Here is a 15,943-nt window from a genome sequence, read left to right as displayed (position 1 = left end):
CGGACAGCATGTTTAGACAGGGCTAATCAATCTTTATCGCCACCCTCGTAATATACTGTTCGCACACATACAGAACATAATAATAAACCCCCTGCGGCAAACCGGAAGGAGGGGAATGGGTCATGTTGTACTGCCCTTCGGCACGGAACTCCTGTTGAATGGGCGAGTCCACTAAAATACCCTGACCATTGAACATGGAAATGCTTACTTGTGCATCATACCCCACCCGATAGGTCAGGGTGGTGCTGCCGCTGAATATCGTAGGGCTGACACTAAATTCATTGTCGGACAAAACGCCGGCGTTGGGCGGGTAGTAAAGACTCACGCCGGCAGTATAAACCGTTTGGCAGCCGGTCAGGTCGTCTGCAACGGTAACGGTATAGCTTCCGGTGCAAAGCTGATTGCGCAAAGGGCTGTTGCAAGGCAACATCATTTCGCCGGGTGGTGGAATGCAATCGCTCCAATGGTAGGTATAGTTGCCACTTCCTCCGGCAACGGAGAGGGTAATCTGCCCGTTGCACTGGTCGCTACTACAGGCACCGAGGCTGGGTTGAGCGGTATGGGTAATTTGCAGGTTGCCGTCTTCCAAATAAATGCCTTCGACAGAAATCGCGTCTTCAATCAGATAGGTTTGGTTGTTGAACGACAGGGTGAGGTCATAAACACCTTCTCCGAGATGGCTCAGGGTATGGTTGGAACTTCCGTTCACGGTAAAATCGAGGTTGCAGCCGTTGGTCAGAGCCATAACGGTTGCTTCTGCGGGTTGGTACAGGTCGCCGTTGCAGTCGTAAACTGCTTCCAATTCCTGCGGATAGTCGAAGCCGGTGGGGCAGCAGAGGTTAGTAACAATACAAGCAGCATGCCCTGTTTGTTGGCACCAAACAGCCGTCATGTCTGTTGCCGAAAGGAAAACAAACATGTCGCCCTGTGCCGCATCTGTAGCGGTTGGTGTAAAACAGAAAGTGCCGGATTGCCAATAATAGGCATCATCATAATTTGGGGCAGCCGGATTATGGTGATACCCCGACTGGTAGGCGTGCGTTGCATCGGCTGCCGAACAGGTTACGTTTTCAATAGGACTAAAATCGGTAACATAATATGAGATGCAGACAGATTCTCCCAAACAATAATGAGGATTTTGAGAGAAAGTGGTATCATCAAAATCGGGAGAGACATTTTCACAATCATCAGAAACAGGAATATCATTGCAATAGGCATTTAACACCAACTGCTCACCCGTTACGGTGTTCGTAAGGGTAAGTTGTGCTTGCCCATTGCTTGTCGAATTGTAAACTATTGTAGTTCCCATAGCATCTCCAATGGTTGACTGGTCAAAATTGCCATCTCCATCCCAATCCATCTGAGCAAACCAAGTTACTTCATCTTCAGCACACGAAGTAATATTTATATTGAAATACACGGAAGATGTCGTACTTGTATAATTACATACTATGAGAAGCTCGGCGGATAAGTTGCATCTATAAGTAAATCCAAAGGATTTGTCAAACCCTGATATATAATTCATCCAATTTTCATTGGAATCTTTGTAAGGCAAGGCATTTGTAGCAATACAAGGAGGGGTAGAATTAGCACCCTCATATTCATGCATACTTATCAGGTCATTGCCCGCCAAATCTTGTCCGCTAAATCGCAGCTTATAATCAGTGTTGCTGTCAAACCCCGCTAAATTAAAGGACGATAGTGTAAAAAACCAATTAGTTCCACTACCGGAAACCTGATTGATACCTGAGTAATAGATAATTCCGGTTGGAGCAACAGCACCAGCAAATGCTAAATTACTCATTGGCTCGGAAGTAACGACGGTTAAAAACAGCCCCTGTGTTAAATCTGTTGTTTGTTCGGGTTCAATATTGTTGACAAGGCATAGATGGGTTTGGCTTTCGGTTAGCTCCCAACTTTGGTGGGCTATGATGTAGCCGGTTGCAATATCGTTAATCTGCACCGATTGGATGTAGGGGAGGTGGTTGTCGCAGATGTCGGAATCGGGCAAATCGAGGGAGCAGGCATACAGGTTCATTTTATGAATTTCATCGGTTCCTTGCGGTGCGGTAGTTGGCATCCAAGGTGCTGTGGGAGAAAATCGCTGTGGGAGATCGTTATAATTTAGACAAGGAGGTGTGCCGGTAATCATATTATGCATTGACAACAATTCGTTACCTGCCATATCATGTCCGCTGAAAACAAAGGCTACCTCCCCTCCTGGAAGTTCTAAAGAAGCATCTGTGGTTATAGTGGCTGTCCAAATGGTGGCGTTAGAAGAAGTGACGGCAGACGTAAAGCCAGTACTAAGAAGACCTGCTCCGCTTGGTTTAAAGCCCAAAAAAGAAAAATCGGACAAAGGTTCACTGCTTGTAACTTCAAGCTGAAATGTGTTTCCTGTTTGAACAATTAAACTTTGAGAGGTGGCAGTAACATCTGTCAAGCATAATTTACCATTAACGGGGTTTATTTGCCAGTGTTTATGATATTTAATTGCGCCGCTACTGTTGGTAACTTTTAGCTCTTTAATGTAGGGTTTGGTTATATCGCAGGTTACCGATTCTGCTTGCCACGCATCTATACCCACTGCTCGCCATGCTTCACGCACAGCAAGTACTTCGGCAGAGCAAGTGCCATACAGTTGCCCCGCCACAGTAAGCGTTGCCTTTGCTATGCCAAGATAGTTCTGATTTATTGTATTATTAAGCCCCCATGAATTAGAAATGGTGTTTGTGGTAAAAACTTCAAGCAGTATTTTAGCTGCTTTTTCTGCGCCTATGGCCGGCACATTAAATGCAGTAGCCGAAGGCACATTTCTGCCCGAAATATTATTTGGATAGGGCGCGCTAAAGCCATCATCTACTGTGCCGCTCTGCCCTGATGCTAACAAATAGAACCAATAGCTGAATACGCCAGAATTGGTGTAACGCATCCCGTCGCTTGATGTTGTGGCGGCATTCCAATATTGTCCGCCATAAGTAGTAGGGTTGTTGTATAATTTGGGGGTGTTTAAAGCCCGCAATGTACCCACCGATTCGCCTATATTCCAGTCTAATTGTCTTATGGTACTCTGCACCATAATACCCATAATATCGCAAAAACTTTCTACAAGTGCGCCACCCTCAACTGGTTGGTTATCACATTGCACATTTACCCCTTTTGCATTGATGGCATGGGCATATTCGTGCGCCAGTATATCTAAATCTACCATGGGTGCAGATCCGTTGCCATTGCTCACCCTTATTCGGATTTTATTATCGAATACCAGACTTGTAAGATTGGTAGCGGCATTAAGTTCCCAGCTGTTTAAGAGGCATAACTCAATGAGCGGGTTGCCGGCGGTAAACTGGTTAATGCCGGAGGTGAGCGATAGGTTTACGGTAGTGGGGGCAGCCGGTGGTGCAGAGGTAAAGTAGCAATTTAACGAAGCGGGATTTTGAAAAAAAGAATGAACGCGTTCAATAGCCCAATAGGCAGTACTAAGCATGGATATTTCATTGGGGCAATTGGGGTAATCGAGGCGCAAATTAAGGGCGGTGTATTTGCCATCTTTTTGCACTAATATAGCGTAATTGCCCGGCGGTAATAAACTGCCTGCATTTAACTGCTCTGCCACATCAAAACTGTTGGAGCCTGCCGGAAAGGAAGAATAAACAATTCCGTTAAATTGGGGAGTGGCAATGGGTCCGGTAATCATGACCTCCGCACCTGCGGCATTGCTCATGTTAATCACAATATTGCCGTATTGGTAACAGGTAACGGGTACTAAGGTAGGTGTAACGATAAAGCCATCTTGTGTGCCTATGGCAATTGCCTGTGGATAATTGCAGCCGATTGTATTATGAACAATGTTTACAGTATGTATGCCTGCGCTTAATCCGGTTAGAAGTGTATTGTTGGTTCCCGAAAAAGTGCCACCCATAGTATAATCGTTGACAATACCGCTGGGTGGGGTAAAAGCAATTACCGCCTGCCCGTCGGCAATGCCCCAAGCACTGGGCAACGCACTAAAATTGAGCGAAATGCCCGGAGGCGCATCTGCTCCGTCGTCTGACCACCAATGATAACGCTTCGAATCACTGGTGGCGGTAAAGTCGTCCGGATTGGTATAGGATTCCATGCGATGGGAGGTGTTATCTTGTTTTAAATGATATAGCTTGCAACTTCCAAAATCGCAGGAACTCAGCCAAATTTGTTTTTCATCGGGATATTGCGTAAAATAAGGCAAATCGTTGCCATACCAGAGCGTTACAGGATAATCCGGTTCATCGTCAACGGGGTTGAATGGGGTGGTGATAAACACATCATTATTGGCGCTTCCACTACCTCTTATGGTGCCGGTAATGGCATCTATATATATGTATTGATCGCCTAAATTAATTTTATGGCAGAGGTAAATATAACTGTTTGTACCCGGACGTATGTAATAGGCTAATTTAGTAGCAGGAACTTCTACTCGGGGAACGCGCTTGTAGCATTTAATATAATATTTGGTTGCAGAATCAATGGCTACCTCTGGGCTTACCTGAATATTTTCGGGTTCGCCTTTAGGGTAAAAGTAATTTACTCTCGCCCCTATACTACAACCGGTACTATTTTTATCAATCCCGACGGGACTGTGGCAATCAATTCTAATGCCTTTGTAGTACATCCAATAATGATGGTCACCCTGTATGGCTATCCAGTGTTCTACTGTAAAATCGGGGGGTATGTTAAAAAATTGTTTAAACTCGGGTTTCGTAAAGGCTGTTTCAAAGGTAAAATCGGGTCTAAGTCTGCATTTGTTAGCGCTCGTATCAAAATGATAAATGCAAAAACTAAGCGTATCACCCTTAAAGGGCAATCTTCTAAGCGGATCCATAGTGTAACACTCTTTATTAATAAGTAAAGAATCTAAGGGAACAAGATTTACGGTTGCAGTATTCGTCTTTTCTGATGAATCTTCCTGTTTTTTTGCAAACCAACTACCGCAGCCCGACAATGTGCCGGAGACAATAATCAATACTAAAAACTGTATATGGTTTGATGTTAATAGTGTTTTCATTATAAGTGGTTTTTGTAGTTTATAAATAATTGAAATTTTTGAATAGTAATCGCAATAAAATTAGGGAAGATGTCCTAACTGTAATCAGGCAAATATAAATTGAGGGGGTATTGTGTATTTAATATTGCCCTAACCAAGTTCATTAATGGGCAGAGTAGATGTAATAACCGGCGTAATAATAAACGTGAGGTTGGAAATTGGAGCCTTATTTTACAAGGGATTAAGTGATATTAAGCAACAAATTGGATGGTGTTTGTGTAATTATTTTCGTTGGGGATAAAAACAGATGGTTTTTTATCTAAGTGTTGATAGGCAATTAGCGCAGCCATAAAATGTGTAGCAGCGTTTTCCGGTTTGCGATGTCTTGTGTGTTCTAAATTGCAAACTGTTTTCAGAATATCATTTACCGATTCAATCAATGCTCTTTTTTTACTGAGAGAGACATCTTTAGGCAAAGCGGGATATTGATTTTTACGGTTCTTCTTTGGTTTTAGGATAAGTTGTAAACCTTGTTTAACAAATTCGTCAAAGAGTTTGGTGTAATAGCCTTTGTCTGTCGCACATTTGCCCTGCAAGTTGCCCAACAGATAGCGCAGCAAGTTGTGGTTATTGTCTGCCACATTTCCAGCAGTAAACGCAAACTTAACAATTTCTCCGAATTGGTTGATGACTAAATGCAACTTCAAGCCAAAGAACCAACCTGTGGAGGTCTTACCTTTGGCAGCGATGTCTTTAAACACCCGATTTTGGCTTTGACGATGTATATGGCATACCGGTAATTTGGTTGCGTCTATGAAGTAACAGCCTGTTTTGAGGGCTTTTTCACATGAACGTAACATCCAAAGCACTAATACCGGCAAGCATTTGTGTATCAATGATAAAAAGTGCTTATAGCCGGGTGCTTTCGGAAAATAATGGTTAAATTCGCCCAAAATGAGTTGTTCATAGTAGTATTGAAAAGTTTTGTAACCGGATAATTGGTAAAATACAAGAATTGTGGCTATTTCCGATGGACTTAAACCAAGCTTTCGTCCCTGAGGTTTATGACCCAAAATACAGTGTGATTGATTGCAGTTAGTATAGTCAAGCAATAAATCGTCAATCTCTATGTACAACGATACCAGTTTGTTTGTTATAACAAGAAGCATAAAGAATAGAGGGGTTGTTGGTTGGTGATTTTTTTTCCAAACTCAAAATTATATCAACCACAACCTCTTTTTTCTATTCCCCACTATTATTTATCTAAATTTAATTCCAACCTCACGTTAATAAGTAATTTTGTTGATGTTGTTCAGGTTTCGGAATGTTGTTTTCATAAAAAACAATATCCGGAACTTCTTTTTTGTCAAAAGAAATCCCGGATACAGAATTGAGCAATAATTTACCTTGCTTTAACCTATTTTAATCGCCACCCTCGTAATATACTGCTCGCACACATACAGCACATAATAATAAACCCCCTGCGGCAAACCGGAAGGAGGGGAATGGGTCATGTTGTACTGCCCTTCGGCGCGGAACTCCTGCTGAATGGGCGAGTCCACCAAAATACCTTGACCATTGAACATAGAAATGCTCACCTGCGCATCGTATCCTACCCGATAAGTAAGGGTGGTGCTGCCGCTGAAAACCGTAGGGCTGACACTAAACTCATTGTCGGATAAAACCCCGGCGTTGGGCGGGTAGTATAGATTCACATTGACGGAGTAAACTGATTCGCAACCGGTCAGGTCGTCTGCTACGGTAACGGTGTAGCTTCCGCTGCAAAGGTGATTGCGCAAGGGACTGTTACAAGGCAACATCATTTCGCCGGGCGGCGGAATGCAATCGCTCCAATGGTAAGTATAGTTGCCGCTTCCTTCCGAAACGGACAAAGAAATCTGCCCGTTGCATTGGTCGCTGCTACAGGCGGCAAGGCTGGGTTGGATGGTGTGGGTAATTTGCAGGTTGCCGTCGTCCATATAAATGCCCGAAACCGTAATCGCGTCTTCAATCAGATAGGTTTGGTTGTTGAACGACAGGGTGAGGTCGTAAACGCCTTCTCCGAGATGACCGAGGGTGTGGTTGGCGCTTCCGTTCACGGTAAAGTCGAGGTTGCATCCGTTGGTCAGAGCCGTAACGGTTGCTTCTGCGGGTTGGTAAAGGTCGCCGTTGCAGTCATAAACTGCTTCCAATTCTTGCGGGTAGTCGAAGCCGGTCGGGCAGCAGAGGACATCTACCGTTATATGATGATAACTGTACCAAGGCGTAATTTCATGTCCGTCTATGGCAAGAATGGATATGTGTTGAATACCCGTCTGTGACGGTTGGGGAGTAAAGCATAACAAGCCGCTTCTGATTGGATAATCTAAATTTATATCGCGTTCTTCGATTTCAAAATTTGAAGGATTATCGGCAATCAAAACCGAAACAGGCAAGTACCAATGCGGGTCCGATACGCTATAGGGTATGCATAACTCCACGCCGGGGCATACCGAATAAGAATCGGGAAAACTATTGGAAAATATGGGCGGTGTTTGGGTTGGATTGCCATTTTCATCCACAATTATATCGTTTCCTGCCACCCACGCTCCGTCGCAATTGAAAGTATATACAAATATACAGCCGGCGGGGTCGGTTATTTGCAAGCGAAAATATTCTTCGTCCATTCCCTGCGGTATAAGTGCGCTAATCTGATCTTGCCCCAGAGAATAGGCATCCCAAGTTTGAGTGTGAAAAGGCACGGGATTTTCTAACAAATAAAGATTTTTTGTGTATATTCCCGGTATAGGGTCCGTAGCCGTTAAAAACACACGAGCCCACCAATGGAATATATTTGGCGGCTCAAAAGTACTAAGACAAAAGGAACTTGTAACCAATATCTCTCCATCCGGCATACCGCAACAATCATGCGTACCCGAAAATTCGCCTCCTCCCCCACAATCATTATCAAAATGGACGGTGTAGTTATTCGGCAAATGGGTTATTGTCAAAGTATTTGCCAATATGGGTTCGATTGGTTGGGAATTGCCCGTATCGTTATCGGTAACCCAATAGACCGGATTGTAATCCAAATTGGTTATGGAATATTTAAGCTCGTAATAGTCTTCGACAGGCCGGCAAACTGCATTGGTTTGTAATACCTGCATGGTCACCCCCGGCGGAACTTCCACCTCCCATGTGCCGGTACAATTATCAGTGGTGTTCTCCAATATAAAAGTATAAGTACCGGCGGTAGCTTGTTGCAGGTTTTGTTCCGTACCGATGCTTTGCCCGCCGGCATTGAGCCATGAATAGGTATAAGAACCTGACGGCGAAACAGATACGCTGACCGAACCTTCCGAAGAACCGATACAAGTAGGGGTAATGGTAAAACCGACAGTTATATCTTCCATACCGTTACCCGTACACCCTGTTTCCGAAACCGTTATGGTTTGCGAGTAGGTATCCATACCGTCTTCGTTAAAAGCCTCACTGCCCCATAACGAAAGGGAAACGGTGTAAGTGCCGGGGGTATCCCAAGAAACGAGGTAATAGTCCGGATCAGCGTCAATCAATTCGGCTGTTCCGCCATCAAAATTCCACTCTGCCGTTTCGGCACAGGCGGCACACGAGAAATCGTAAACTTCTAAAGCAGCCCCCGCGCAGAGATTATTGCCGACGGGGTTAAACACGTTGCCGCAAGAATTGAACAATCCGATACCGGCATCCAGGATGCAAGGTCCGCTTTCCCCCTCACCCGGAAAACAATTGGAAAGATAGAAAAAATGTGCCCAATCGGTGGTATTGCTAAAAGGCGTACTCCAAGAAGAGGCACCGGTACGATGAGGGAGTTGGGCAGCGGTGTAATCCGGTGGACTTGAGGGGAAGCCGGTTAAAAAATTAAGCGTTAAATCCTGTCCGGTTATATTGAGAGTATGGTATTCGTTGACTATCAGCGATTCCAAAAAGGAGGATGAAATTTCAAACCACGCAATGGTAGAGTTTTCGGTGTAGTCGAGAGCGGTATGAATTGCTAATGTGCTTCCTACGGTGAAATAAATTTCGTCCATGGGTTCTGACGCAGTAATTTGGACATCCAAGTCTTCGCCCGAAGTTAATACGGACGTAATGGAATACCTATTATATTCTAATCGTCCCGGCGGATTGCCGGTGCCATTATCAAATTCGGCATCCCATTCCCAAACGGCGTGATAACGCGGCAAGCCGCCCTGCGTAATCAACACCTCCTTGATGTAGGGACGGAAGTTGTCGATAACTATGGGAGTAGGGTCGCTGTCGAAAATGTCTCCGTTTACGGTGGTGGCACTTGCAAGCAGGAAGTAATTACCGTCGGGGTAGCGGGAATCTTCGTTTATGTAGGCGTATTGTATTAAGGCATCAGAATATTCATCGTCTTTATGAATACGCAACTTCAGGTCTGAAAAAAAATAATCGTCGTAGGGGTTAGTATTGTAGGCGTATGAACGCACTCCCGTTCTTGTTGCACTTCCTAATCCTATATCGTCATCATAATGCGCTATATCAACTCTGTTAAAAGGGAAATTAGTAGTTAGGGTAGGGGCAGGAGTATTATGTGGAGGAAAACCCGGTGCCGGATATCTGTCGCTATTTGCGTTAACAAAGCGACCTCCTTGGCAGATTTTACTTTCTAACCAAACCCCTTTCATAAGCACATACTCATTGTTGGTTTGGTAGCTTTTCTTTATCAACAATTGTACCTCATCTATATCCATAGCTGTATCATGCCTATTGGGCGTTGGGTCTGGAACGGGTTCTCCATTAATAGCACAACGTACTTTTATATGAGAGAATTGGCTGGGTGTATAAACAAGCGATGGAGTGATATTTAGCGCGTACTGTGCAGGCATATAATCTAAAAAATCAAGCGGGTTTTTGAAATTGAAGAAATAATCGCCTGCATTATACAGTGCTTGGTCTCCACCAGGATTAGGCTGATTGGGTATGGTAAAATTATATAGATGCACATGCCCTGCTCCTACAAAACCGCCCGAATTGCCTAATGGCGCAATACTTTGCCCGGCTATTACTTGGTTGGAAACGGGGTATATGTTGCCCATATACGATACTTGACCTTCTATTCTGGATATTGCATGGACAAAATTATTAGCATTATCTTTAAAAATAATTGCAGGAACGCCAGCATTCGGATCTTGCATATTATGAAACTCAAAATTACCGCAATTGCTACCTGTATCGGTAAAGATGTGCCCGTAACCATAGATAATAGCCGGCTGTGTGGGTGTAGCGGGGCTTTGTACTGTTATGTATTTGTAACCCGATACATCTAAATCAGTTATGATGCCGGTTTGCAATGCCAATAATTCGTAACCCACATCGCCATCGCCTGCTGCCGGGCTAAAATCTAATCCTTTATGCCAACGGCTGCCCGTAGGTCTTCTACCAAAATCATCAGAAACCAAGTTTTCCTGAAAATTACTTGTCGGGCAGGTATAACACGTTTTGTACTGCAAAACAAATTGTGCTAATGTATTTTGCGTTATTGCAAATGCTAATAAAATAAACAGAATGTATTTTGTGTTTTTCATGGTTTAAAATTTTTCTTTGGTAAAAGATTCTTCAAACAAATAGTAAATGCTATCAGGCTTTTTCCAGTCTTTAGGCAAGTTGCCCGAAGTCTTAGGGTAAAACTGTATTAATCTATCCCAAAACTCTTTGAGAGTAGGTGTTTGCCCTCTTTCAAATGATTTTGTATATACCACCCGTTCGGGTAACATATAATAATTATATATGGTTGCCGTAGGAACATATTGATGGTTTGTATAGGAACAGTATAAAAAGTCCCACCTAAAAACACAACCATCAATATGCGGCACCCTATTGTTTACTAGCAAGATTTGTTCGCTTAGGTCATAAATTTTGTAACCGTCTTCTACGTTTACAAAGTCTTCCATTGCACTACCATAAGAGAAAGCTATGTATCTGCCGGTATTATCAATTTCTACTCTGTTGCAATTTGTACGGTTACTGATAATTTTGGCAATGATTTCGCCTTTATTGTTAATTGCAAGTATGGTAGTTTGAAACAACACATCGCGGTAGTCATCTCCTCCCATAGCTGAAAACGGACACTTATCATGGTCCAATTTTGCAATTAATGTGTATGCAATAGCTACATAATTTTTATCCTTTTCCAGATAACTAAGCTGGTGCAATGGCTCAACCTGAGTTGCCATTAAGCTAAAGCAGCCTTTTTCTTGGACAATTCTTTCTGCTTCGGGAAAATAATTTTGTATTATTTTTTTTGGGTTTTCCTTAGACAGGTCGTAGGTCTTAAAATCTGTCAGATAGTAATACAAGGGTGTTTTGCTTTCCTTGTAAGGCAGATTTTGGTATGGATTATTCTGAGGGTCTTTTAAATTAAAAGAAGCACAAGTATCTCTACTCGATTTACTCACAAAGTGGACCTTGTAAGCGAATGAGGAGGCGGTTTTTCTTCCGCTTGGCGAGGTGTTGTATTCGTACTCATACACTATCTCATTATCTTCCTCTCCCTCGCTGAGTTTTTGGGGTGGGGTGATAATGATGTTTCGGTTGCTGTATTGTGCCATAAGCGTTTGCACACACGGCAGGGCTGCAAGCAAAGCCCATAATAACCCAAGTTTGAGGGATTTTACAAAGTAATAGGTTTTCATAGAAAGGATTTTTACAATGATAAAATATAAATCTGATGCTTCCTGTCTGTGTAAGGCAAAAAGCAAACCATAAACTGTTGTTAAAACAGCGGCATAAACAAACGTATGGCACTAAGGAGGGCGCAGGATGGTGTAGCTTACAACTGCCTGTAAGCGAACATATATGGGGGGGGGGTTATATGTGTTTGTTGTGCCATCATTTCAGGAATTGTTTTTTTAATAACCGGAACAATGATACTTATTTTTGTTGATGTTTGTGCCAATATGGGGTAGTTTTTTTATTGGATACCTGCTTCCATGCAAGAGGCTGCTCAATAAAACAACCGCTCGTTCGACTTTTTAGCCTTTTTTTAACACACCTGAACGTAATCTTGGAATTACAGTTCTTTATTTTCAAGGTTTAGCTGCATCCTTCAACATTAACAGCTCATCACTCTCAACCTTCAACCTATTTTTATCGCCACCCTCGTAATATACTGTTCGCACACATACAGCACGTAATAATAAACCCCTTGCGGCAAACCGGAAGGCGGGGAATGGGTCATGTTGTACTGCCCTTTGGCGCGAAACTCCTGCTGAAGGGGCGCATCCACCAAAATGCCCTGACTGCTGAACATGGAAATGCTCACCTGTGCATCATACCCCACCCGATAGGTCAGGGTGGTGCTGCCGCTGAATACCGTAGGGCTGACACTGAACTCATTGTCGGACAAAACGCCGGCGTTGGGTGGATAGTATAGATTCACATTGGCAGTATAAACCGTTTCGCAGCCGGTCAGGTCGTCTGCAACGGTAACGGTGTAGCTTCCGGTACAAAGGTAATTGCGCAAAGGGCTGTTGCAAGGCAACATCATTTCGCCGGGCGGCGGGATGCAATCGCTCCAATGGTAGGTATAGTTGCCACTTCCTCCGGCAACGGATAGGGTAATTTGTCCGTTGCATTGGTCGCTGCTACAGGCGGCAAGGCTGGGTTGAGTGGTGTGGGTAATTTGCAGGTTGCCGTCGTCCATATAAATGCCCGAAACCGTAATCGCGTCTTCAATCAGATAGGTTTGGTTGTTGAACGACAGGGTGAGGTCGTAAACGCCTTCTCCGAGATGGCTCAGGGTATGGTTGGAACTTCCATTCAGGGTAAAGTCGAGGTTGCATCCGTTGGTGAGGGCGGTAACGGTTGCTTCTGCGGGTTGGTAAAGGTCGCCGTTGCAGTCATAAACTGCTTCCAATTCTTGCGGATAGTCGAAGCCGGTGGGGCAGCAGAGGTTGGTAACAATACAAGCAGCATGCCCTATTAGTTGGCACGAAGAAGCCACTAAATCTGTTGCCGAAAGGAAAACAACTATGTCGCCCTGTGCTGCATCCGAGGCGGTCGGTGTAAAACAGAAAGTGCCGGATTGCCAATAATAGGCATCATCATAATTTGGGGCATCGGGATTATGGTGATACCCCGACTGGTAGGTGTGCGTTGCGTCTGCAACCGAACAAGCTACGTTTTCAATAGGATTAAGATCGGTAACATAGTAGGTGATGCAGACAGATTCTCCCAAACAATAATGAGGATTTTGGGAGAAAGTGGAATCATCAAAATCGGGAGGGGCATTTTCACATTCATCGGAAACGGGAATATCATTGCAATAGGCATTCAACACCAACTGCTCACCCGTTATAGTGTTCGTAAAGGTAAGTTGTGCTTGCCCATTGCTTGTCGAATTGTAAAGTATTGAAGTTCCCATATTGACTGAATTGTTTACAAAGCTTTCTTGGTCAAAATTGCCATCTCCATCCCAATCCATCTGAGCTAACCAAGTTACTTCATCTTCAGCACACGAAGTAATATTTATATCGAAATACACGGAAGATGTCGTACTTGTATAATTACATACTATGAGAAGCTCGACGGATAAGTTGCATCTATAAGTAAATCCAAAGGATTTGTCATACCCGGATATATAATTCACCCAATTTTCATTGGTATCTTTGTAAGGCAAGGCATTTGTAGCAATACAAGGAGGGGTAGAATTAGCACCCTCATATTCATGCATACTTATCAGGCCATTGCCCGCCAAATCTTGTCCGCTAAATCGCAGCTTATAATCAGTGTTGCTGTCAAACCCCGCTAAATTAAAGGACGATAATGTAAAAAACCAGTTAGTTCCACTACCGGAAACCTGATTGATACCTGAGTAATAGATAATTCCGGTTGGAGCAACAGCACCTGCAAATGCTAAATTACTCATTGGCTCGGAAGTAACGACGGTTAAAAACAGCCCCTGTGTTAAATCTGTTGTTTGTTCGGGTTCAATATTGTTGACAAGGCATAGATGGGTTTGGCTTTCGGTTAGCTCCCAACTTTGGTGGGCTATGATGTAGCCGGTGGCAATATCGTTAATCTGCACCGATTGGATGTAGGGGAGGTGGTTGTCGCAAATAGCATTTTCGGGTTCAACTTCTGAGCATAAAGTACAAATGATACCCGTCGGCATTGGGCAGTTAACGCCTACCGCTTTCCATGCTGCATATACTTGCTTCAACTGCGAGCTGCAATTGCCCTCGCTATCAGCAGGAAACAGGGCATCGGCAGCTTTTATGGTGGCGGCGCAAAGACCATGGTAGTTTTGGTTTGCAGGGATACTAAGATCAAAACTTTCATCTACAAAAGCGGCTAAGATTATTTTTGCCGCATTTTCCATACCTATTGCCTCTACTGTATAAGAAATGCCATTTACGGTTTGAGAACCGCCGGTTGCCAACAAATAAAACCAATAAGCAAATACGCTTGACCTGATGTATTGAAGACCATATATAGCCTCATCGTCCGGTGTTGGGTTCCAATACTGACCTTCATATATGGCAGGAAAGTGGTTTGTGTTCGGGTTGGCAATATTTCGTTTGGGAAAAGATGTTGGAAACGCATCGCCTATAATCCATATATTCGGGTCAGTAGAAGGTTTACAGGTTGACTCCACAATGCATGCGATTATATCGCTAAACCCTTCATTAATGGCTTCGGCTTCGGAATCCGTTGTGCTTGCAGATACGCTTACTCCATATCGGTTAAGGGCATGTCCGTATTCGTGTGCCATTACATCCAAACTTACAGTAGGATATGTTGCTGAAATTCCTCGGGTTACTTTAAACAGCGTTTTACCGTTGTTTGCCATTTCGGGCCCAACAATGGTATTGGGTATAAATTTTGCGTTATAATTGGCATCGTTAACCAAACCAACACAAATGGGGTGGGGCGAATTGGTTAACTGACAATAACCATCAGTATATACAGTTGCCCCATATTGTATTTGAATACTTGACGGGAACTGCAAATTTATGCCCGTACCTCCATTTATTGCGCTGTTGTCTCCCTTAAATATGTTTTGGGTTCTATCAATAGCCCAATGGGCGGTTTCCAATATCCTGCGTTCTGTTTCGCAGCCTCCGGCCGGATAGTTAATTCGTATATTGAAACCTCCAACCGTGTTGTTGTAGGGATTGAGTACTAATATGGCGTAATTGCCCGGAGGCAGCGGATAATGATCTTCAGTACCGCTAATCGGATCATTAAATTGTTTCAAATCAAATTCGTAGTTATTGTCAGTTATGCCAAAAATAGGAGGAACAACAAATCCGGCAGTATTAAACGGTCCCTTAATCCATATTTGCGGCAGTTGCCCGCCAAAGCTGGCTACATTTGCAACAGATAAATGAATATTGCCTGTATTATTATAGCAATCTGCCGCTTCGGTTACGTTGCCCGTTACGTCAGGGCCGCCTTGCATGCCTAACGCCGCATATTCAGTATATACGCAGCCATTATCATCGGTTAGGGTAAGTTCATAAATGCCCGCAGTCAAGTTGTTTGCAATCTGACCGCTTATTGTTATAGGAATACTGCTGCTAACCAAACCGATGGTTGTAAGTATTTGCGTGCCGGAATAAGTAAAAGTAGTGCTGCCCGACCCCGCCACTATGCCAAAAGTAGCCGCTCCGTCTCCGTTGTCAATTGTGCTTGGCAAAGTTATATTACTAATGTTTATAGCCGGCGAATAATGTTTGTTTTCAATATCTGGTCCGTTTAATGTCCAATCTATAAATGACTGGCGGGGGTTAGCTACCCAACCGTTAAAAAATCCGCTTTGGCAAAAAACTTGCAAATTGTCAGTAGATAACCGATATTCTGTGCATGAACCAAAATTACAAACAGAAACAGGAATAACTGGCATTGGGCTTGTACTGTTATAATAATATAAATAAT

At 43.6% G+C, this 15,943-nt stretch carries 5 protein-coding genes; all 5 read right to left on the bottom strand.

What is annotated here, in order from left to right:
* Positions 1–22 precede the first annotated feature (22 nt).
* The 5 genes from IPM47_19600 to IPM47_19580 all read right to left on the bottom strand — a co-directional run bounded on the left by IPM47_19600 (position 23) and on the right by IPM47_19580 (position 15,911).
* Entirely contained in the window at positions 23–5,044 is a 5,022-nt protein-coding gene (locus IPM47_19600) for a M4 family metallopeptidase (GenBank protein QQS29013.1), read from the bottom strand.
* Between the two features lie 230 nt (positions 5,045–5,274).
* Positions 5,275–6,192 carry an IS982 family transposase gene (locus IPM47_19595; GenBank protein QQS29012.1) on the bottom strand — a complete coding sequence of 306 codons (918 nt, stop codon included), beginning with the start codon at positions 6,190–6,192 and terminating at the stop codon, positions 5,275–5,277.
* 243 nt (positions 6,193–6,435) lie between these two features.
* The gene (locus tag IPM47_19590) at positions 6,436–10,590 is read right to left on the bottom strand and encodes a SprB repeat-containing protein (protein QQS29011.1); all 4,155 of its coding nucleotides are present in this window, start codon (positions 10,588–10,590) and stop codon (positions 6,436–6,438) included.
* A gap of 3 nt (positions 10,591–10,593) precedes the next feature.
* Positions 10,594–11,697, bottom strand: coding sequence for a hypothetical protein (locus IPM47_19585; protein QQS29010.1), 1,104 nt, complete (start codon positions 11,695–11,697; stop codon positions 10,594–10,596).
* Between the two features lie 443 nt (positions 11,698–12,140).
* Complete coding sequence (locus tag IPM47_19580; protein ID QQS29009.1) at positions 12,141–15,911, bottom strand: M4 family metallopeptidase; 3,771 nt, start codon at positions 15,909–15,911, stop codon at positions 12,141–12,143.
* Positions 15,912–15,943 lie beyond the last annotated feature (32 nt).

Source organism: Sphingobacteriales bacterium, assembly GCA_016700115.1.
GTDB lineage: Bacteria > Bacteroidota > Bacteroidia > Chitinophagales > UBA2359 > UBA2359.
This window is presented reverse-complemented; position numbering and strand designations above follow the sequence as displayed.